This window comes from Streptomyces mesophilus (assembly GCF_040300965.1).
Lineage (GTDB): Bacteria > Actinomycetota > Actinomycetes > Streptomycetales > Streptomycetaceae > Streptomyces > Streptomyces mesophilus_A.
In genome coordinates this window covers 17,426-37,591 of sequence record NZ_JBEPEW010000082.1, presented here as the reverse complement: position 1 = coordinate 37,591, position 20,166 = coordinate 17,426, and the positions used below count along the sequence as shown (strand labels likewise).

The following is a 20,166-nucleotide window of genomic DNA, read 5'->3' as shown; positions in this document are numbered from 1 at the left end:
CGCGGGCTTGCTGACCGGCGAGGACCCGGCGGCGGTGGCGCGGCGCTGGGGCACGGCCGAAGGGCCCGTCCTGGAGCCGACGGCCAGGGACGACGCAAGCCTTGCCCGGATCGCCGCAGTGCTCGGCGACGCAACACCGCTCCTGGCGGCCGACCGTACCTCCACCCTCTGAGGAGCCCCCTCATGACCACTGAGCTCCCCGGCAACGGCGGCTTCGGCGACCCGGCGTTCCTGCCCAACACCCAGCAGGGCATCCGCCGCCGCAATCTCTCCCTGGTCCTCCAGGCCATCACCGCCCACGGCCCGCTCTCGCGCGCCGCCGTCGCCACCCGTATCGGACTGACCCGCGCGGCCGTCTCGACCCTCGTCGACGAACTGATCCGCGCGGACCTGCTCGTCGAACTCGGTCCCGAACGCCCCGGCACCGTGGGCCGCCCCGGCAGCGCCCTGACCGTGGGAGAGCGCGGGCCCGTCGGCATCGGCGCGGAGATCGGCGTCGACCATCTCGCCGTGTGCGCGGTCGATCTGCACGGCAAGGTGCGGGCCCGCGCCTCCCTGGAGAGCGACAACCGGGGCCGCCCGCCGGAGCCCGTCCTCAAGGAACTCGCGCGTCTCGTACGGGAGGTGACCACCGCTAGCCGCAGCGCGGGCCTGCGCCCCGCAGGGCTCGCGGTCGCGGTCCCCGGCCTGGTCGCCCGCGACTCGCACACGGTGGTGCGCGCCCCCAACCTCGGCTGGAGCGAACTCGACCTCGGCCCGTATCTGCTCGACGGGCTGCCCCTGAGCGTGGACAACGAGGCCAATCTCGGTGCGCTCGCCGAGCTGTGGATCGGCGGCGATCCCGCGCCGCAGGACTTCGTCCATGTCTCGGCGGAGATCGGTATCGGCGCGGCCGTGGTCGTGGGCGGCCGGCTGCTGCGCGGCACGCACGGGTTCGCGGGCGAGCTGGGACATGTGCCGGTACGGCCCGAGGGCCCCGCCTGCCCGTGCGGCGGGCGTGGCTGTCTCGAGCAGTACGCCGGCGAGGAGGCGGTGCTGCGCGCCGCCGGGCTCCCGTACGGCGAAGGGGGCATCGGCCTGCTCGCCACCCGCGCCGAGAACGGGGACGCGCAGGTACGCCGGGCGCTGCGCGCGGCCGGGTCGGCGCTCGGGATCGCGCTGTCCGGTGCGGTCAACCTGCTCGACCCGCAGACAGTGGTACTGGGCGGCGCCCTGTCGCGCCTGGCCCCCTGGCTGCTGCCCTCACTGGAGCGCGAACTGGCCCGCCGTACAGCGGACCCCGCCCGCCCCAAGGGCGGCACCGTCACGGTCTCGCAGCTCGGCTCGGAAGGCCCGCTGCTGGGTGCGGCCCATTCGGTGGTACGGGCGGTCCTGGACGATCCGGCTTCGGTGGCGGGAGCACAGCGCTGAAGGCCCGCTGCCGCCGGCTCCTCCGGGGGCCGGCCACGGCGTCCGCCTAGAAGGCGAGGCCCAGGCGTTCGACGAGCGGGAACGTACTGTCGAAGTCCACGTCGACGTGGACCTTGCCGGCCATCTCCTTGAGCGCCTCCGGGGTCGGCATACCGGTCAATTGCTCGAAGGACTTGAACATGTCCTCCAGACCGGCCTGGGAAATGATCTCCAGAACGCTCGCGGGTTCATCGGTGGCGTTCCAGAACGTGTGCCACTGTCCGCGCGGTTTGAAGATCAGGTCGCCCGGGCCGGCGTACACCTCGGTGCCGCCGAGGACCGCGCCGATGGTGCCGGTGAGGACGAAGGTGTACTCGTCCTCGTCGTGATGCCGGTGCATCGGGGCGGCCAGCGCCCTGGGTTCGAAGAGATGCTGGACCAGTGCGAACCGTCCACCGGTCTCCGCTCCGTCGATCATGAACCGGTTGGCCACGTGGCCGATGCCGGGAATGATCCTGCCCTCGTCCGCGCCCAGAACGCGCACCTGCGACTTCTCGCTCATGGCTCCCCCTTGGTGAGGTGTCGCCGATGACGCTAACTACGCGCCGGCCGGCGGGACATACCTCACTTGGGGTATCCGCACAGGCCCCGATCGGTCCTACAGTCGGCGGTGTGAGGGAGCGGGCGCTGGAGAAGATCGCGCGGATGTCCCGGCAGCCGGGCGACCTCGTGACGTTCTGGCAGGAGGCGACCGAGGTGATCACCGCTACGGTGCCGTTCTACTCGGTGCCCTGCTGGTACACCCTCGATCCGGCGTCCTTGCTCATCACCAGCCATTACCACCCCGGCATGACCGCCTTCCCTGCCGACTGGCTCGCCCAGGAGTACTACGGCGACGACGTCAACCAGCTTGCGGACGTGGTGCTTTCGGACTCGGGCATCAGCACGCTGCACGAGGCCACGGACGGCGATCCCTCTCACAGCCCACGCTGGCAGCGCAACATCGCCCTCGGCGGTGACCAGGAGCTGATCGCCGGGCTGCGCTCGAAGGCCGGGGACGTCTGGGGAGCGCTCGGTCTCTACCGTGAGCCCGGACAGCCGATGTTCGACGAGAGGGACAAGAGCTTCCTCCGGGCGCTGGCCCCGCACCTGGCGGAAGGCGCACGCCGCGCGCTGCTGGTGGGAGAGGCCGCGGACCCGGACGGACCGGACGCACCGGGCCTGTTGATCCTCACCGCCGACTGGGACATCGAATCCGCCACTCCCGGGGTCGAGCGCTGGCTGCGGGACCTCCCGGACGGGGACTTCGACGCGGGGCGTCTGCCGTCGGTGGTGCCGGCCCTGGCGGGCCGGGCGATGCGCACCGGCGCGCAACCGGGGCGGCCGGGCGAGGTGGCGGTCGCGCGCGTCCTGTCCAACTCCGGGACCTGGCTGGTGCTGCACGGGACGAGCTTGGTGTCGGCCGGTCCGCCGCGGGTCGCGATCATCATCGAGCCGGGCCGTCCGGCCCGTATCCACTCGCTGCTGATGTCGGCGTACAACCTCACCGCACGCGAGCGGGAGGTGACCCGGCACGTCCTGCAGGGCAGTTCCACCACGCAGATCGCCGAGGACCTGGTGATCTCCGTGCACACCGTGCGGCAGCACCTCAAGAGCATCTTCGGCAAGGCGGACGTACGCAGCCGCCGCGACCTCGTCGCCAAGGTCTTCTACGGCCACTACGAACCCCGTCTGCGGGACAACGAGCGGCGCACCGTCGACGGCAAACCGGTCCGTGGCGGACCCAAGGCCTGATCACGCGAGGTCATTCGGGCACAGGGCCCTCAGGGCTACTTCGGGATCGTGCCGGGTGGGACGGGACTGACCGGGGAGTTGCCGCCGATCGTGGTCTTCAGGCCGATCGTGAAGATGGTGTACGTGATCCGGGTCGAGGTCGTCGTGGTCCTGAAGGGGGCCTTCTTCTCGAACTTCTCGTGCGCGCAGCCGCGGTTGAAGCCGCGCGCCGAGCCGTTCCAGTCCTCGCCGGAGGTGAAGTAGATCGTGTATGTGCCGTCGGAGATGCGCTTCACCTGGGCCTTGGCGTTCTTGCGCACATAGACGGAGAACGCCGCCTTGCCGCCGCGCGCGAAGGTCACCACGGCGTCCTGGCTGCCGCCGTCGATCTTCAGCACGCCCCGGCCGGCCCGTGAACCGTCCTTGACCATCCGGCCGTTGGGGAGCCGCTTGCTGGTCTCCTCGGGAAGTTTCGGGGCGGCGATGTCGAGGGTGTAACCGAGGGCGCTGAGTGCCTCCGCCGCGTCGTCGAGCGTACCCAGGGCCTTGTCCGAGCCGAAGCGCGCGACCGCCGCCCTGCCGGTGCACAACGTGCCGTCGGTTCGGCCCTGTTGGGCGCTCTCCAGCTGTCCGGAGAGACCGGCGAGCGCGGTGAGCAGATCCTGGTGCGCCAGATCGGCCCGGTCCGGGGTGTCGACCTCACGCAGCAGCGTGTCCGCTTCGCCCGCCGCCGTGACGGCCGCGGTGAACGCCTCGTCGGCCGCCTTGTCGGACTTCGCCTTCCCGATGCCGGCCAGCGCCGTGTTGAGCGGATCGGTCGCCTCGGCGAGCAGTGCGTCGTACGCGGTGTCGCTCATCGGCGGTGTGGTGCTCGGTGACGGTGGCGGCTGCTGCTCGTCCGCCGCTCCTGAGGACTGCAGATCGCGCAGCCAGTCCCCGTCTCCGTCCCCGCCGCCGGAACCGCAGCCGGCCGCGAGCAGCACGCCCGCCAGCACCACAGCCCCCGTATGCACAGCAGTACGCATGTGTCGCACGATGATCCCCCGATCCCCCTACGTGCACGTATCCCCTGATGAGAGTCCGGTACGGCCCGCGTCCCGTCAACGGCGCGGCCCGCCCCCTTCCAGCCCAACTGCCCCTGCCCGTAACGTCGTCACCACGCGTGGGCCGACGTACCGCCCGCGGCCGTACCGATCGCATCGACCGCATCGACCGTGGAAGGAGCACCATGGACCCGGCCCGCGCTCTGCCCAGCAGACGGCGCCTGCTTCAGGGCGCCGCACTCGCCGTCCCCACCGCGCTGCTCGCCGGCGGCACCACCGCAGCGCGACCGACCGCCGTCGCCGACTACCCCGACGCGGACTGGGTGCCCGCGAGCAGCTCCAACCAGACCGCTTCGAACCGGCCGACCACGTATCCGCTGACGCACATCGTCATCCACGTCACCCAGGAGACGTACGCCGATACGCTCGGGATCTTCCAGAACCCGGCCAAGCAGGTCTCCGCGCACTACGTGGTGCGCTCGGCGGACGGCAATGTCGCGCAGTGCGTACGCGACCGGAACATCGCCTGGCACGCGGGCAACTGGACGTACAACACGCAGAGCATCGGCATCGAGCACGAGGGCTGGGTGGACCAGCCGAAGTGGTTCACACACGCGATGTACGAGTCCTCGGCGGCCCTGACCGCGCATCTGTGCGCGACGTACGACATCCCGCGCGACCGCGAGCACATCATCGGCCACAACGAGGTCCCCGGCGCCACCCACACCGACCCGGGTCCGCTGTGGGACTGGACGCGCTACATACGGATGGTCAACTTCTACTAGCCCAGGCCCTGTTGCCGGCAGGCCCGGCGATCCGTTGCGGGTTCACCCGGTGTGACCTGTTGCCCGTTGCCGTGCCCGGGGTGACGATGGCCGCAAGCGCACCGGTAGCCGCGGAGGCCGAGTTGAGCGATTCCTGGGTGGCCCTCGAGCCGGGCACCGATCCGGCCGAGCGGACGCGTGCACTGCGGCATGCTCACGCCGTGTTCACCACGGCGGGCACGGTGGAGCGCCCGGTGCGGCCGGAGGTCGCCGCCTCATGGCGCCGGTCGGCGCGGGCCCGGGTCAGCCCGGACGGCACGGCTCAAGTGGAGCTCGTGGACGGCGACTTGGGCGCCTATCGCGAGGACCATCCGCTGGCGCGCGTGATGCCGCTGGTGCGGGAGCTGGTGTCCACGTACGCGAAGGACGGCGAGCACCTCCTCGCGGTGTGCGACGCGCAGGGGCGGCTGCTGTGGGTCGAGGGGCACACGGTGACGCGGCGGCGCGCCGGGCGGATGAACTTCGTACCGGGCGCCCGCTGGGCCGAATCCGCCATGGGCACCAATGCGCCGGGGACGGCGGTCGCGGTGGACCGCCCGGTGCAGGTGTTCGCCGCCGAGCACTTCAGCCGGCCCGTGCAGCCCTGGACCTGCGCGGCCGCCCCGATCCACAATCCGCACACCGGACGGCTGCTCGGCGCCGTCGACATCACCGGCGGCAACGGGCTCGCCCATCCGCACAGCCTCGCCTTCGTCCAGGCCGTGGCCCGCGCCGCCGAGGCCCAACTGGCCCTGGAACGGCCACCGCAGCGCACCGAGACCCTCGCGCTGCACGCGCTCGGCCGGGACGAGGCGCTGCTCGTGGCCCAGGGCCGCAAGCTGCGCCTGAGCCGCCGGCACAGCGAACTGCTCGCGCTGCTCGCCCGCCATCCCGAGGGCCTCACCGGGGACCAGTTGCTCGTCGCACTGTACGAGGACGAGTCCATGTCACCCGTCACGCTGCGCGCCGAACTCTCGCGGCTGCGCGGCCTCCTGGGACCCGAGCTGCTCGCGTCGCGGCCCTACCGACTGACCACCCCGGTCGAGGCGGACTTCCTCCTGGTGGAGCGGCGGCTCGGCGCCGGCGCGGTGTCCGGTGCGATGGGCGCGTACGACGGTCCGCTGCTGCCGTCCTCCTGTGCTCCGGAGATCGTGCGGCTGCGCGACCGGTTGGACATGGGGCTGCGGGCCGCGCTGGTGGACCGGGCCGACCCGCAGCTGCTCACGGACTGGGTGCGCAGCCCCTGGGGCGGCGACGACCTGGACATCTGGCAGGCGCTTGCGGGGGCCTCGCCGCGCGGGGCGCGGGCCCACGTACAGGCGGAAGTGCGGGCCCTCGACCGGGAACAGTCGGCCGCAACGTGGTTGCAACCTCCCCGTCCCTAGCGTTCCCGGCAGTGCTGCCCAACGGCGGGCGGCAGGAACCGGGAGGCCACCGAGATGACCCGTTACGCCGCACCCGGCAGCGACGGTGCGATCGTCGACTACCAGTCTCGCTATGAGCACTTCATCGGCGGGGAGTATGTGAAGCCCGCCCGCGGCCAGTACTTCGAGAACCCCAGCCCGGTCAACGGACAGCCCTTCACGGAGATCGCGCGGGGCACCGCCGAGGACGTCGAGCGTGCCCTCGACGCCGCACACGCCGCCGCGCCCGCGTGGGGACGCACCTCCCCCACCGAACGCGCCAACATCCTCAACAAGATCGCCGACCGTACGGAGCAGAACCTCGAGAAGCTCGCCGTCGCCGAGTCCTGGGAGAACGGCAAGGCGGTACGGGAGACGCTCGCCGCCGACATCCCGCTCGCCGTCGACCATCTGCGCTACTTCGCCGGGGCGATCCGTGCGCAGGAGGGATCGCTCAGCGAGATCGACGGCGACACCGTCGCGTACCACTTCCAGGAGCCGCTCGGTGTGGTCGCGCAGATCATCCCGTGGAACTTCCCGATCCTGATGGCCGTCTGGAAGCTCGCGCCCGCGCTCGCGGCGGGCAACGCGGTCGTGCTCAAGCCGGCCGAGCAGACCCCGGCGTCCGTGCACTACTGGCTCTCGCTGATCTCGGACCTGCTGCCGCCGGGCGTGGTCAACATCGTCAACGGCTTCGGCGCCGAGGCCGGAAAGCCCCTCGCGTCCAGCGCGCGCGTCGCCAAGGTCGCCTTCACCGGTGAGACGACCACGGGGCGGCTGATCATGCAGTACGCCTCCGAGAACATCAAACCCGTGACGCTGGAGCTCGGCGGCAAGTCGCCCAACATCTTCTTCGACGACGTCTGGTCGCAGGACGACGCCTTCCGCGACAAGGCGCTCGAGGGCTTCACCATGTTCGCGCTCAACCAGGGCGAGGTCTGCACCTGCCCCTCGCGTGCCCTCATACAGCGCGGCCACTACAGCGAGTTCCTGGAAGCGGCCGTCGCCCGCACCGAACGGATCAAGACGGGGCACCCGCTCGACACGGACACGATGATCGGCGCTCAGGCCTCCAACGACCAGCTGGAGAAGATCCTCTCCTACCTCGACATTGGCCAGCGCGAGGGCGCGAAGGTGCTCAGCGGCGGTCAGCGCATCGAGTACGACGGCGACATGGCCGGCGGCTACTACGTCCAGCCCACGATCTTCGAGGGCGACAACCGGATGCGGATCTTCCAGGAGGAGATCTTCGGCCCGGTCGTCTCGGTCACGTCGTTCAACGACTACGACGACGCCATCAAGATCGCCAACGACACCCTGTACGGCCTGGGCGCCGGCGTGTGGACCCGCGACATCAACACCGCCTACAGGGCGGGCCGTTCGATCCAGGCCGGCCGCGTATGGGTGAACAACTTCCACGCGTACCCGGCGCACGCGGCCTTCGGCGGCTACAAGCAGTCGGGGATCGGGCGGGAGAACCACAAGATGATGCTGGACCACTACCAGCAGACGAAGAACCTCTTGGTTTCGTACAGTCCGGAGAAGCTTGGGTTCTTCTAGAGCCTCACGTCCGGTGCCCGGGTCAGGAGGGGCCGACGGTCAACCAATGGCCGACTGCACGAGCGCCTCGGCTGGATGGTCGGCCGGCGGTTCGGGGTGTAGGACCAGGGGCGGAGCTGTTCCAGGGTCTTGCCGACGCGGAAGACGGTCGGGTCGTCGAAGGTGTGGCCGACGATCTGGACGCCTGTCGGCAGGCCCCAACTGGAGTGTCCGCTGGGCACGTTGAGGACGGGGCAGCGGTTGCTGATGTTGAAGGGCAAGGTCATGGCCGCCCACAGCGGCTCGCCGTGGTCCTCACCGTTCACCACCAGACGGCCCAGGAGGTCGTCCCCGGCGGGCAGCCCGGGGACGGCCGTGGTCGGGCAGATCAGGGCGTCGAAGGGGGCCATCGCCTCGGCAAGGTCGCGCTGCAGCCGGGTCTCGACGCGCAGGCCGTCGAGGTAGGTGACCTGCTCCCGGGCGATGGCCATGGTGTCGGCGAAGGCTGCGGCGTACGGCGACATCCGGTCGCGGTGCTCGGCTTCGATCTCGCGGACGAGGGCGCCGAAGATGGTGGAGAAGTGTGCGGCGGCACTGATGAGGAGGTCGTCCTTGGTCCACGGGAGTTCGATCTCCTCGACGATCGCTCCCACGTCGGTGAGGGCGCGGGCGACGGCGCGGGTGTTGGCCTCGATCTCCGGGTGCACGTCGTAAGCGCCCAGGCGCAGGCACAGGGCGATGCGCATCCCGGCGACCGCGTCGTACTCGGCCGGCAGCACGAGTTTCGGACGCAGCGACACATGGTCGCGCGGGTCGGGTCCGGCCAGGACGTTGGCGAAGGTGATGCAGTCGTCGACGGTGCGCGCCATGGGGCCGTCGCCGCGGTAGTGGTCGGCAGACAGCGGTGCCACGCCGGGGATCCGGCCGTACGGCGCCTTGTAGCCGACGGTGCCGGTGAAGGCGGCGGGGATACGGGTCGAGCCGCCGATGTCGGACGCGGAGGCGAGCAGCGCGGTACCGGCGGCGAGGGAGGCGCCGGCGCCGCCGGACGAGCCGCCGGGGGTGAAGTCGGGGTTCCACGGATTGCGGGTGACGCCCCACAGGCGGCTGTGGGTGAAGGAGGCGATGGAGAACTCGGGGGTGGCTGTACGGGCGTGGATGATGCCGCCCGCGTCCAGGATCCGGTCGATGACCGGGGCGTTCTCGGTCGCTGTGTTGCCGACATTGACGAGGGAGCCCTCGGTGAGGGAGCGCCCGGCGATGGCGTGCTTCTCCTTGGTGGCGACCGGGATGCCTTCGAGCGGGCGCGGCGTCAGGCCGCCCTTGCCGAGGAAGCGGTCCTCGGCGTGCCGGGCCTGTTGGAGTGCCTCGTCGTAGAGCTGTTCGGTGAAGGCGTTGACGACCGGTTCGGTCTGTTCCGCGCGGTCGATGACGACGCGCATCAGCTCCACCGGGGAGAGTTCGCGGGCGTCGAAGAGCCGTCGCGCCTCGGTGGCGCTGAGGTAGGCGAGATCGGCGCCGTCGTCGTTCGGGTACATGCGGACTTCCTTACGGACAAAGGGATTTCACGGACAAGGGTGGGCGGGGGTTGTCAGCCGAGCAGTCGTTTCAGCGCGGTGTTGATCCAGGCCGTCGCCTCCCCTGCGGCAGGGCTGATGTGGTCCATGCCGTAGAAGCCGTGGACGAGGCCGTCGAACCGTCGGTGCTCGACGCGTACGCCGACGTCCCGCAGCGCTTCGGCGTAGGCGTCTCCCTCGTCACGCAGCGGGTCGTATTCCGCGGTGGCCACGACGGCCGGAGCGAGCCCGGACATGTCCTTCGCCCGCAGCGGTGCGACCCGCGGGTCGGCGCCGTACGCAGCGGAGGCGGGATCGGCGGGGCTGACGCCGAGGTACTGCTCGAAGAACCAGTGCAGTTCTGTGGTCGTGAGGAAGTAGCCTTCGCCGTTCTCGGTACGCGACGGGTACGCGCCGGCCATGTCCGTGCTGGGGTAGACCAGCAGCTGGGCAGCCAGGGACAGTCCGTCGGCGTGGGCCTGCTGTGCGCACACAGCGGACAGCGTCGCCCCCGCGCTGTCGCCGCCGACGGCCAGCCGCGCCGGGTCGCCGCCGAACGCCTCCACGTGCCGCGCGACCCAGGTGAGGGCGGCGTACGCATCGTCGACCGCGGCGGGGAAGGGATGCTCGGGCGCGAGCGGGTAGTCGACGCTCACCACGACGGCGTCGAGGTCGCGGCACAGCGTCCGGGCGTGCACGTCGTGCGTGTCGAGGTCGCCGGCCACCCAGCCGCCGCCGTGCAGATACACCACCGTCGGCGCGGGCGTCACGTCATGGGGCCGGTAGACGCGGGCCGGGACGGAATCCGCCAGCACCGCCGAGGTCACCGTCGCGACCTCCGGCTGCGTCGTCGGAACCCGGGAGTCGACGGTCAGCGCACGCAGCCGCGCTCTGGCTTGTGCCGCAGCGTTCCCTCCCGGTTCAGGGGCGTCGAGTTGCCGGAGGCTGCGCAGGAAGTCCGCGATGTCCGGATCCAGGGGCACGTCACTTCTCCCGTCGGTCGCCGGCACACAACCAGTGCGCGGCTGCCGCGAGCAGCGCCGTCACACCGGTGTAAATCGTGGGTTCGGGTAGGGGGGCGAAGTGCGGGGAGTGGTTGGCCGGGACCGTGTCCGGCAGCCCGTCCGTCAGCAAGGTGTCAGGGTCGATGCCCTCGAAGAGGGCCGGGTCGCCGCCCCCGAAGTGCCAGAAGACCGAGGGCACACCGAGCGCCGTGCCGAAGGTGCCGAAGTCCTCGCTGCCGGTGAGGGGTTCAGGCAGGGTGAACACCCGCTCCCCGCCGAGGACTTCGGCGATCGCGGTCAGTACGGTGCCGGTGGCCGCGGTGTCGTTGACCGTGACGGGGAAGGCGTTGAGCCCGGTGATCTCGGGCTCCTTGGGCGCGCCGGACGCGGCCGCCTCGGCACGGACGATCCGTTCGACGGCCGCCAGGACCCGCTCCCGTACGGCGGGCGTCGTGGAGCGGATGTTGATCCGCAGGTCCGCCGTGTCGGGAATGATGTTCTCCTTGGTGCCCGCGTGCAGCGAACCTACGGTCACCACGGCGGTCTGCGCCGCCCCCACCTCCCGGGAGACGACCGTCTGCAGCCGCATGACGACCGCAGCGGCCATGACGATCGGATCGACGGTCGTCTCCGGCGTGGAGCCGTGTCCGCCGCGGCCGTGAAGGCGGACCCGCAGGCTGTCGGAGGCGGCCATCACCGTGCCCGGGCGGGTGCCGACGAGACCGACGGGGGCCGGGGACACATGCTGGCCGAGGCAGACATCGGCGCGCGGAAAGCGCTCCAGGAAACCGTCCTCGATCATGGCCGGTGCCCCGCCGACCTCCTCCGCCGGCTGGAACACGGCGACGACCGTGCCGTGCCATTCCCCACGGACTGCGGCGAGTTGGGCGGTCACGCCGAGCAGACAGGTGACGTGCATGTCGTGGCCGCAGGCATGCATGACGGGGACCTTGTTGCCCTCGCCGTCGACGGCCGTCTCCTGGGAGGCGTACGGGAGTTGCGTCCGCTCCTCGACCGGAAGCCCGTCCATGTCGGCACGGAGCAGGACCACCGGGCCCTCGCCGTTGGCCAGGACCCCGACGACGCCGGTGCCGCCGACGCCCTCGGTGACCTCCCAGCCCTGCTCGCGCAGCAGTTCGGCGACGACTCCCGCCGTACGGAACTCCTGGAAGGACAGCTCGGGATGGGCGTGCAGGTCCTCGTAGAGGGCGAGCAGGCCGGGCAGCCGGTCCGGGAAGCCGGACAGCAGGCGCGCGGCCAAGGCGGCGGTCATGAGTGCTCCTTTGCGGGCGTGGGCAGTTCGGGCGCGCCGGTGGCGGCCCGGAAGGAGGCGGCGTCCTGCGGGGTGAGCAGCGCCATCACAAGGGCGATGGCCGCGCCGAGCACGAGGGAAGCGAAGGCCACCTTGAACGAGAAGGCGTCGGCGAGCGCGCCGATGACGGGCGGGGCGACCATGCCGGCCACTTGGCCGCCGAAGACGATCGCTCCGCTGCCCACGCCGACGTCATCGGCCGCGAGGCCGCTCAGCGGCACGGCGAGGATCGGCATGTAGCAGAGGGAGACGGCAGTCGTGGCGAGCGTGCCGAAGACGATGAAACCGATCAGCGACGGCGAGAAGACCATGAACAACAACGTGATGGCGGCCACCGTCATACTGGGCACGATCACCCTGCGGTGGTGGCCGCCGAGGCGGTCCGCGAGCCGCCCGCCGACGACGATCGCGCCGGTCGCGGCAAGGCCGGGAATCGCCACGAGAGCCCCGGTCGAGGCGAGCGAGACGCCGTACTCCTCGCTCACATAGGACGGGATCCACGTGCTGAGACCCCACACGATCAGGCTGTAGCCGAACATCATGGTGCTGAAGCGCCAGATCACACCCTTGCGCAGGACGCCCCCGGCGCGCCGCCGGTCGACGCGGGGCTCCGGCTCGAGCACCGGCAGCGGTGCGGGGAGCCACACCCGTATCGCCACCACGACGAAGATGCCGAGCGCCGCCGTCGAGAAGAACGCCGAACGCCAGCCGAAAGCGGCGATCAGCGGCGCGACGAGGAGCGGGGTGAGGACCCCGGCGAGGGCGTTCGAGCTCATGATCACGCCATTGGCGCCCATCCGCTCGGCCGGTGTCGTCCGCTCCACGAGGACCTTCATCGAGGCGGGCGGGAAGATGCCTTCGGCGGCGCCGAACGCGAACCGCATGAGCAGCAGGACAACGAACGACCAGGCGAAGCCGGTCAGCGCGGTGAACACGGACCAGGACAGCAGGGCCCAGAGCATGATCCGCTGGGCGCCGTACCGGTCGGCGAGCAGGCCGCCGGGGATCTGGCACAGGGCGTAGGCGAGGAAGAACGCCGAGACGACCAAGCCCTGTTCCCCGCGGCCCACGTCGAACTCGTCGCCGATGGAGGGCAGGGCGAGGTTGATGACGAGGCGGTCGGCGTAGTCGACCAGCCAGGCGGTGAACAGCAGCACGATCGTGATCCGGACAGTTCTCCGGGTGGACGGCGGGGGCGGAGCAGACACGCGGCACTCCTTCGACTCCGGGCGGCCGAAGCCGGGGCTGGGAATCGGCCGGAAGTGCCCCTACGATCTGGTCCGTGACAGGAATACCTGGAAAATTGCAGGAAAACATCTCGGGACGGGCACCGCTCCCCGATTCCCGCACCGCGGACGCGAGTTCCCCCTTCTCCGAGTTGGACCTGGCCCTCGTCGACGCTCTCCAGGCCGCTCCCCGGGCACCCTGGTCCCGGATCGGCAGGGCCCTCGGCGTGGACGCGACCACGGCGGCCCGCCACTGGGAGCGGATGCGCACGGGCGGACTGGCCTGGGTCAGCGCGTACGACTCCGCGAAGGCGGCGACCGTCGCCTACGTCGAGGTGAGGTGCCGGCCCCGGGCCGTGGAATCCGCCGGCGCCGCCCTGGCCGACATGCCCTGGGTCTTCAGCGTCGACGAGACGGCCGGCGACTTCGATCTCCTGGCGTCGGTCGTCGCGGCCGACCTGCCCGCCCTCGGCCGCTCGGTACACGGTCTGATCGGCGGCCTGAAAGGCGTACGGTCCACCCGCACGCGCCTCGGCATCACGCAGTACAGCGGAGGCGGCGACTGGCGCATGCGGGCCATGGAACGGTCCGGCGACGCGGAACTTTCCGCCCCGCGCACCTCACACCCGGTCACGTACAGCGCCCATATGCACCATCGACCGCCGCCCGAGGACCAGGCCCTCCTGGAAGCCCTCGGCCGCGACGGACGCCTCGGCTACACCGACCTGGGCGCCGCAACCGGCATGAGCGAACACACCGCCCGGCGCCGGCTCCAGCGGATGATCCGAAACGGGGACATCACCTTCCGCTGCGATCTGGCCCATCCCCTCGCCGGGATCTCGACGGTCGTGCTCTACCGCACCGCGGTCCCGCACACCCACCTCGAAGCCACGGGCAACGCGCTGGCCCGACGGGAAGAGGTCCGCCTGGCCGTGTCCGTCAGCGGCTCCGACAACCTCCTCGTCATGGTCTGGCTGCGCGGCCTGCACGCCATCGACCCCTTCGAAGCCCATCTCGCGGAACGCTTCCCGCACCTGAAGGTCAGCGACCGCACCGTCTTCCTCCATACACGCAAACGTATGGGCCGACTCCTCGACACGACCGGCCGCGCCATCGGGCACGTCCCCTTCTCCCTGCCGCAGGTGTGACCCCGGCACCTGTCACGCCTCGCGCTCTCGCCGGCCTGCCTGGCGAGAGCCGTTCGCGTCCCGTGCGCGCCGTACGGCGGCAGGAAGCACCGGTTGAGCGTGGGTCTCCACCAGCCAGCGCAGCACGGCGTCGTGCAGGCGCCGTTCCACGCCGGTGCCCGCCCCGGCCGCCCGCCCAGTCCTGAACGAGACCCGCACCCACAGGATGGAGAAGCCCTCGGATGCCAGTGGCTGATCCCCATGGCAACCAGCGGCTGTGCCCAGGCGGCGTCCACGCCCAAGGCCTGTTGCCGGCGGATTCGGCACTCTCCGTAGCGTGTCCGTCTGCCGCATGGGGTGTCATGTGTCCGGACGGCCCGTGCGGAGGGCATTCGGCGGAGAGCGATGAGGGTGCAATGAGTGAACTGACGAAGCCCGAGGTCGATGTTCCGGAGGGCGACGCTCCCACCGAGCTGACCATCCGGGACCTGGTCGTCGGGGACGGGGCCGAGGTCAAGCCGGGCATGGTGGTCAGAGTCCACTATGTCGGGGTGACCTTCGCGTCCGGGAAGGAGTTCGACGCCTCCTGGGACCGGGGACAGCCGTACAAGTTCGCCCTGGGCAGTGGCAAGGTCATCAAGGGCTGGGACCGGGGGGTGAGGGGGATGAAGGTCGGCGGCCGCCGCGAGATCATCGTTCCCCCGCGTCTCGGCTACGGCAATCAGTCGCCCTCGCCCTTGATCCCGGCGGGCTCGACCCTGGTCTTCGTGGTGGACCTGCTGGACTCGTTTTCCGGCACGGCCGGGTGGAGCAACGCCAAGTGACTCTGGCCGCCCCTCCCTAGCGAGGTGCTGCGTCGTCTCCCGCTCCTCGCTGCCGCCCCTGCTGTCCGCTTCCGCAGCGTCCGAACAGTTCCGCTGCAACTCGTTGACCCCCGAAGGGTACGAGGCGACCGCATTCCTCCTCCCGACGTCCGGGCTTCCGCGTCCGTACTCACCTTTTGCTCTTCTTCAGGCCCGTGTCCGTGCCGGGTGGAGCGGACGGGTTCATCAGCCTGCCAGGCGTCCACCAGCAAGAAGGCGCCGATGGCGAGGTGGACGACGCACGCGGTCAGGTGCACCATGAGCCCGGCTCTCGGGGCGCGAAATCCGGACCATTCACGGACCGGCCAACGGCCGACCGCCTCACGAATTGCCATCTCCACGGGTCAGCGGCAGAGAGTCCGCTGTACCACCAGAGGACGAAGAACCTCCTGGTTTCGTACAGCCCGGACAAGCTCGGGTTCTTCTAGAGCCTCACGTGCGGTGCTTGGAGGGGGCGTCACTCTTCCAGGCACCGCAGGGTGCCGGTCGGTCCCCGCGGGCGCATGGGGTAAGAAGACATCCGTGACCGAGCCGCCCCAGACCGCCACCCAGTACGCGTTCATCGCCCTCGCGCCGCCCGACGACGCGAAGAAGGAGCTTGCGCACGCGCTGGACCCGGCCTACGCCGCCCATCCCGATCTGCGCTGGAACCGCATCGAGGACTGGCACATCACCCTGGCCCTCCTGGGCGAGCTGCCCGTGCGGACCGTCCAAGGCCTTCGTTCGCCCCTCGCCGAACTGGCGGCTGCCCGCCCCACAGTCGAACTCGCGCTGATGGGTGGCGGACACTTCGACGAGCGGGTGCTGTGGAGCGGGGTCAGCGGGGATCTCGACGGACTGCACGAGTTGGCCGAGGCGGTACGGGCGCGGGTCAGGGACTGCGGCATCACCTTCGTCGCACGTCCGCTGCATCCCCACCTCACGCTGGCCCGCGCTCGGCGCTACGACAGTGCGTCCGTTCCGGCGGCGGCCGCGTGTCTCGACGGCTTCGCGGGGCGCCCCTGGCAGGCCGAACGCCTGCACCTGGTCGGCAGCACGGTAAGGGGCCACTCAGGCCCGCGGCGCTATCGGGACATCGGCGCGTGGCCCCTGGTCACCGACAGTAATGAGGTGCGATGAGTGAACTGACGAAGCCCACGGTCGAAGTTCCGGAGGGTGACGCTCCCACCGAGCTGACCATCCGGGACCTGGTCGTCGGGGACGGGGCCGAGGTCAAGCCGGGCATGGTGGTCAAGGTCCACTACGTCGGGGTGACCTTCGCGTCCGGGAAGGAGTTCGACGCCTCCTGGGACCGGGGACAGCCGTACAAGTTCGCCCTGGGCGGCGGCAGGGTCATCAAGGGCTGGGACCGGGGGGTGAAGGGGATGAGGGTCGGCGGCCGCCGCGAGATCATCGTTCCCCCGCGTCTCGGCTACGGCAATCAGTCGCCCTCACCGTTGATCCCGGCGGGCTCGACGCTCGTCTTCGTGGTGGACCTGCTCGACTCGTTCTCCAACAGGTCCGGGTGGAGCAACGCCTAGCGCCCCTGGGCACGAGGAGCGCGCGAAGGGCGCCTTGCGGACATCGGTCCGCAAGGCGCCCTTCGCGGTGCTACCAGCCGAACTTCCGGTTCACCTCGTCGGCGAACTCCTCGAAGGACAGCACGGCGTCACCGTTCTTGTCCGCGGCGTCGAAGAGCGCCGAAGAGGCCTCCGCGTCCTGGACTCCCCAGAACGGCAGGTCCCCGCGGGCGGCGAGTGTGGGTCCCTTGTCCCGGAGCGCGGTGATCACCTCGTGCCGGGTCAGCTGCCCGTCACCGTTGAGGTCGAGTGCGTCAAAGAGTTTGCGAGCCTTCTCGCTCATCACACAGTCCCCGTTACGTCGTGACACCTTCGGCCTCGCATCCTATGTGCGGCCCTGTGGGGCGGCCGTAAGGAGTCAGGGCTTCATCTCGTAGGTGCCCGAGAGCGCCTCGACGCGCTGCCAGACGCGCTCCGCACGCGCCCCGTCGACGACCGGACGGCGGACCGCGCCGAGTGCCCAGCGCTGCTGCTGCTCGGTGGCGGAGTCCTTGCCGTGCAGTTCGACGGCGTGCGCGGAGAAGTCGCGGACGAGGACGGCGAACAGCTCGTCGAGCACATCCTCGTCGAGACCGGTGAGGGCGGCCTGCTCGAGGACCAGCTGTCCGTGCACGACGAGTGCGAAGAGCTGGCCGACGGCGAGCAGCAGGTCGAGGTCGCGGCTCTGCTTCTCGTCGGGGGCGGCGGTGCGCACGAACTCGCAGAGGGCGTCGGCCTGTTCGCGGAAGCGGGCGACGTTGGGCAGGTGGGTGTACGTGTCGTAGGCGGGCCGCCAGTCGTGGAAGCGCACCGCGCCGAGGCCGCGGGCGGGTCCCTGGGCGAAGAGGAAGGTGTCGTCGGCCGCGTCGAGGCGGGTCGGGACGGGCTCGTACGCGACCGGGTCGAGGAGGTGGTTGCGCATGAACTTGAGGATCAGGGCCAGGTTGACGTGGACCGTGCCCTCCAGCTTGGGCAGTCCGCGGATCTCCACGGCGGCCTGGGCGAAGTAGTTGTCCTTCTCGAAGCCCTTGGCGGCGATGACATCCCACATGAGGTCGATGACCTTCTCGCCCTCCGTGGTCACCTTCATCTTCGTCATCGGGTTGAAGAGCAGGTAGCGGCGGTCGTCGGGGCCCGCGGTGCGGAAGTAGTCGACGGCGCGGTCGCTGAAGAGCTTCATGCCCACGAGACGTACGTACGCGTCGGCCAACTCGCGCCGCACATGCGGGAAGGCGGTGACAGGACGGCCGTACAGGATGCGGTTCTGCGCGTGGGTGACGGCCTCGTACATCGCGTGCTCGCAGATGCCGATGGAGGCGGTGCACAGGTTGAACTTGCCGACGTTGACGGTGTTCAGGGCGGCGTCGAAGGCGGCGCGGCCGGTGTGCAGCACGTCCTTCGCGGCCACCGGGTAGTCCTCGAGCCGGAACTCGCTGACGTACTTGGACGAGTCGACGACGTTCTTGACCAGGTGGTAGTTCGCGTGGCGGCTGTCGGCGGCGAAGAAGACGTAGGCGTCGGGGCCTTCCATGTCGGTGCGGCGGCCGAAGACGGAGACGAGTCCGGCGGCGTTGCCGTTGCCGATGTAGTACTTGGAGCCGGTGGCACGGAAGCCGCCCTGGCCGTCCGGCTCCAGGAGCATGTCGGTGGAGTAGATATCGGCGCCATGCGCCTTCTCGGAGAGGCCGAAGGCGAACACCTCGCCCTGGGCGAGGAGTTCGGCGGCGCGGGCGCGGGCTTCGGGGTTCTCGCTCTGCCAGACCGGGCCGAGGCCCAGGATGGTGACCTGCCAGGCGTACCAGTAGTCGAGGCCGTAGAAGCCGAGGATCTCGTTGAGGGCGGCGATGCGGGCGGTGTCCCAGCGCTTGTCGCCCACCGCCTCGCCGGCGGCCGAGGACGGCGTGAGGAAGGTGGCGAAGAGCCCCTCCTCAGCGGCGAAGGCGAGGAAGTCACCGAGCCAGGCACGGCTGCGGTAGTCCTCGATGAGCCTGCGCTTGCCGCGTGCCTCGAACCAGTCGACGGTGGCGCGCAGCAGCCGGCGCGTCTCCGGGTCGAAGTGCGCGGGGTCGTACGTGTGCGGGTTGAACAGCAGCGCGTCGGCCATGACGTCCGCCTTTCCGGATCGGATGAGGGTGGTGTGGCAGGAGGAAGTGGTCGGTGGCGAGGCCGAGTTCAGCGCCCGGTCTCGAACCGGGCGAGCGTGGCGAGGACGTCGTCGAGCCAGACGATCATCATCCGCTCGTACGCGATGCCGCCGCGCAGCACCACGTGCTGGAGCTCCCGTTCGGCATCGAGCGGCCAGCCCCCGGCCGAGGGCCCGTCCTCGGCCGGCGGGCCGTCCTCGGTCGGCGGCTCGCCGAAATCGCGGGCCTCGCCGGCGAGATAGTGGGCCAGACGGTCCTCGTGCACCTGCCGGTGCCGCTCGACCTCGCCGACCAGGGCCGCGGGATCGTCGAACGCGGCGCCCCGGATCTTCACGGCGAGATCGTGCCGTACGCTCTCGGGCTCGATCGGCGCGGACAGCCACGCGGAGAGCGCGGCACGCCCCGCGTCGGCCACGGAGTACTCCTTCTTGTCCGGGCGCCCGTGCTGCGGCACGTCGCGGACATCGACCCAGCCTTCGCCCTCCATGCGCTTGAGCACGCGGTAGATCTGCTGGTGGGTGGCGGTCCAGAAGTATCCGATGGACCGCTCGAAGCGCCGGGCCAGTTCATATCCGGACCCGGGCTTCTCGAGCAGGGACACGAGGATCGCGTGGTCGAGCGCCATGCCCTCGATCCTGCTATGCACCTCGTTGCATAGCAACCCCGGTCCGCCCCGGTGAGACACGGCTCACCCCGCGGGATCCGGTAGGTGCCCCGTGCCGGTCGGCACCGTCCACTCGACGCTTTGCCGGAACGGCAACAAGCCGCGCCCTCCACGGTGACCGGGGGTGACACTCGGACGCAGACCCGGCAGAAGGAGCCCCTCATGAGCAGCGCGGACGCGGTGGAACGGGACCAGGCGGGAACGGGGCGGAAGTCAACGGCATCCCCAGCACGACGTCGGCGTCGGCGTGACGCCCCGCCGCCCCGGACCGGGAACAGCGAGAGCGAGGTGCTGCGCGGCTTCCTCGACTATCTGCGCCACTCCGTCGCCGCGAAGGTGGAGGGCGCCCCCGAACCGGAGGCACGCACCGCCGCCGTGCCCTCGGGGACGAACCTGCTCGGCCTGCTCCACCACCTCACGTATGTCGAGCGGGCGACGTTCCTCGGCGAGAAGGTCGCCGACTGGCCGGGAACATTCCACGCGCCCTCGGCGGACGGCGTCGCCGAGGTGGTGGCGCGCTACCGGACCACGGTCGCGGAGGCGAACGCGGTACTGGACGAGTGCACCGACCTCGCCGCGCCGGTGACGCGTCCCACGCCGAACAAGTCCGCTCCCAGCGCGCGTTGGGCCCTGGCCCACATGATCGAGGAGACCGGCCGCCATGCCGGGCACGCGGACATCATCCGCGAACTGATCGACGGCGCGACGGGCCGCTGACGCGCGCCTCCCGCAGGGGCGAGCTCGACGAGACGTTACCGAAGCCGCAGCCGCAACCGAACCAG

19 protein-coding genes and 1 pseudogene are annotated in these 20,166 nt (G+C 70.6%); 11 read left to right on the top strand and 9 right to left on the bottom strand.

Going from position 1 to position 20,166, the window contains the following annotated elements; translation table 11 throughout:
- Positions 1–172 (top strand): annotated as a pseudogene (locus ABT367_RS25770) (xylulokinase); the annotation flags it as partial.
- Positions 173–183: 11 nt separating this feature from the next.
- Complete coding sequence (locus tag ABT367_RS25765; RefSeq protein ID WP_352255468.1) at positions 184–1,410, top strand: ROK family transcriptional regulator; 1,227 nt, start codon at positions 184–186, stop codon at positions 1,408–1,410.
- Between the two features lie 46 nt (positions 1,411–1,456).
- On the opposite strand, the gene ABT367_RS25760 is transcribed toward ABT367_RS25765, so the two are convergent.
- Positions 1,457–1,951 (bottom strand): cupin domain-containing protein, encoded by a 495-nt coding sequence (locus tag ABT367_RS25760; protein WP_352255467.1) that lies wholly within the window; start codon positions 1,949–1,951, stop codon positions 1,457–1,459.
- A gap of 110 nt (positions 1,952–2,061) precedes the next feature.
- Here ABT367_RS25760 and ABT367_RS25755 point away from each other — a divergent pair, with 110 nt between their 5' ends.
- Entirely contained in the window at positions 2,062–3,183 is a 1,122-nt protein-coding gene (locus ABT367_RS25755; protein ID WP_352255466.1) for a helix-turn-helix transcriptional regulator, read from the top strand.
- 35 nt (positions 3,184–3,218) lie between these two features.
- Here ABT367_RS25755 and ABT367_RS25750 read toward each other — a convergent pair whose 3' ends face one another.
- Entirely contained in the window at positions 3,219–4,187 is a 969-nt protein-coding gene (locus ABT367_RS25750) for a hypothetical protein (RefSeq protein ID WP_352255465.1), read from the bottom strand.
- A gap of 203 nt (positions 4,188–4,390) precedes the next feature.
- On the opposite strand from ABT367_RS25750, the gene ABT367_RS25745 reads away from it, so the two are divergent.
- From ABT367_RS25745 to exaC, 3 genes are all read left to right on the top strand, one after another.
- On the top strand, positions 4,391–4,990 hold the full coding sequence (locus ABT367_RS25745; protein ID WP_352255464.1) for an N-acetylmuramoyl-L-alanine amidase: 600 nt from the start codon (positions 4,391–4,393) through the stop codon (positions 4,988–4,990).
- Positions 4,991–5,076: 86 nt separating this feature from the next.
- On the top strand, positions 5,077–6,393 hold the full coding sequence (locus ABT367_RS25740) for a GAF domain-containing protein (RefSeq protein ID WP_352255471.1): 1,317 nt from the start codon (positions 5,077–5,079) through the stop codon (positions 6,391–6,393).
- Positions 6,394–6,447: 54 nt separating this feature from the next.
- Positions 6,448–7,971, top strand: coding sequence for an acetaldehyde dehydrogenase ExaC (exaC, locus tag ABT367_RS25735; RefSeq protein ID WP_352255463.1), 1,524 nt, complete (start codon positions 6,448–6,450; stop codon positions 7,969–7,971).
- Here exaC and ABT367_RS25730 read toward each other — a convergent pair.
- Genes ABT367_RS25730 through ABT367_RS25715 form a run of 4 tightly spaced genes read right to left on the bottom strand, consistent with a single transcriptional unit; the run spans position 7,968 to position 13,030 of the window.
- Complete coding sequence (locus ABT367_RS25730) at positions 7,968–9,488, bottom strand: amidase (protein WP_352255462.1); 1,521 nt, start codon at positions 9,486–9,488, stop codon at positions 7,968–7,970. The genes exaC and ABT367_RS25730 overlap by 4 nt on opposite strands.
- Before the next feature lie 53 nt (positions 9,489–9,541).
- Positions 9,542–10,489 (bottom strand): alpha/beta hydrolase, encoded by a 948-nt coding sequence (locus ABT367_RS25725; protein ID WP_352255461.1) that lies wholly within the window; start codon positions 10,487–10,489, stop codon positions 9,542–9,544.
- A 1-nt stretch (position 10,490) separates the two neighbouring features.
- Complete coding sequence (locus tag ABT367_RS25720; protein ID WP_352255460.1) at positions 10,491–11,783, bottom strand: amidohydrolase; 1,293 nt, start codon at positions 11,781–11,783, stop codon at positions 10,491–10,493.
- Complete coding sequence (locus ABT367_RS25715) at positions 11,780–13,030, bottom strand: MFS transporter (protein ID WP_352255459.1); 1,251 nt, start codon at positions 13,028–13,030, stop codon at positions 11,780–11,782. The genes ABT367_RS25720 and ABT367_RS25715 overlap by 4 nt, the downstream gene beginning before the upstream one ends.
- A 74-nt stretch (positions 13,031–13,104) precedes the next feature.
- Between ABT367_RS25715 and ABT367_RS25710 the strand changes: the two genes are divergently transcribed.
- From ABT367_RS25710 to ABT367_RS25695, 4 genes are all read left to right on the top strand, one after another.
- Positions 13,105–14,196: an Lrp/AsnC family transcriptional regulator gene (locus ABT367_RS25710; RefSeq protein ID WP_352255458.1), complete on the top strand. Its 1,092-nt coding sequence runs from the start codon at positions 13,105–13,107 to the stop codon at positions 14,194–14,196.
- A gap of 395 nt (positions 14,197–14,591) precedes the next feature.
- Positions 14,592–14,999, top strand: coding sequence for an FKBP-type peptidyl-prolyl cis-trans isomerase (locus tag ABT367_RS25705; protein WP_352255457.1), 408 nt, complete (start codon positions 14,592–14,594; stop codon positions 14,997–14,999).
- A 561-nt stretch (positions 15,000–15,560) separates the two neighbouring features.
- A complete protein-coding gene (gene thpR, locus ABT367_RS25700) occupies positions 15,561–16,157 on the top strand; it encodes an RNA 2',3'-cyclic phosphodiesterase (RefSeq protein ID WP_352255456.1) in 597 nt (198 codons plus the stop codon).
- A complete protein-coding gene (locus tag ABT367_RS25695) occupies positions 16,154–16,558 on the top strand; it encodes an FKBP-type peptidyl-prolyl cis-trans isomerase (RefSeq protein WP_352255455.1) in 405 nt (134 codons plus the stop codon). The genes thpR and ABT367_RS25695 overlap by 4 nt, the downstream gene beginning before the upstream one ends.
- 70 nt (positions 16,559–16,628) lie before the next feature.
- Here the strand turns inward: ABT367_RS25695 and ABT367_RS25690 are convergent, their stop codons facing one another.
- From ABT367_RS25690 to ABT367_RS25680, 3 genes are all read right to left on the bottom strand, one after another.
- Positions 16,629–16,880 carry an EF-hand domain-containing protein gene (locus tag ABT367_RS25690; protein WP_352255454.1) on the bottom strand — a complete coding sequence of 84 codons (252 nt, stop codon included), beginning with the start codon at positions 16,878–16,880 and terminating at the stop codon, positions 16,629–16,631.
- A 75-nt stretch (positions 16,881–16,955) separates the two neighbouring features.
- The gene (locus ABT367_RS25685; protein WP_352255453.1) at positions 16,956–18,680 is read right to left on the bottom strand and encodes an acyl-CoA dehydrogenase family protein; all 1,725 of its coding nucleotides are present in this window, start codon (positions 18,678–18,680) and stop codon (positions 16,956–16,958) included.
- Positions 18,681–18,748: 68 nt separating this feature from the next.
- Positions 18,749–19,345, bottom strand: coding sequence for a PadR family transcriptional regulator (locus ABT367_RS25680; RefSeq protein WP_352255452.1), 597 nt, complete (start codon positions 19,343–19,345; stop codon positions 18,749–18,751).
- A 201-nt stretch (positions 19,346–19,546) separates the two neighbouring features.
- Between ABT367_RS25680 and ABT367_RS25675 the strand changes: the two genes are divergently transcribed.
- The gene (locus ABT367_RS25675; RefSeq protein ID WP_352255451.1) at positions 19,547–20,101 is read left to right on the top strand and encodes a DinB family protein; all 555 of its coding nucleotides are present in this window, start codon (positions 19,547–19,549) and stop codon (positions 20,099–20,101) included.
- The last annotated feature ends 65 nt before the right edge of the window (positions 20,102–20,166 follow it).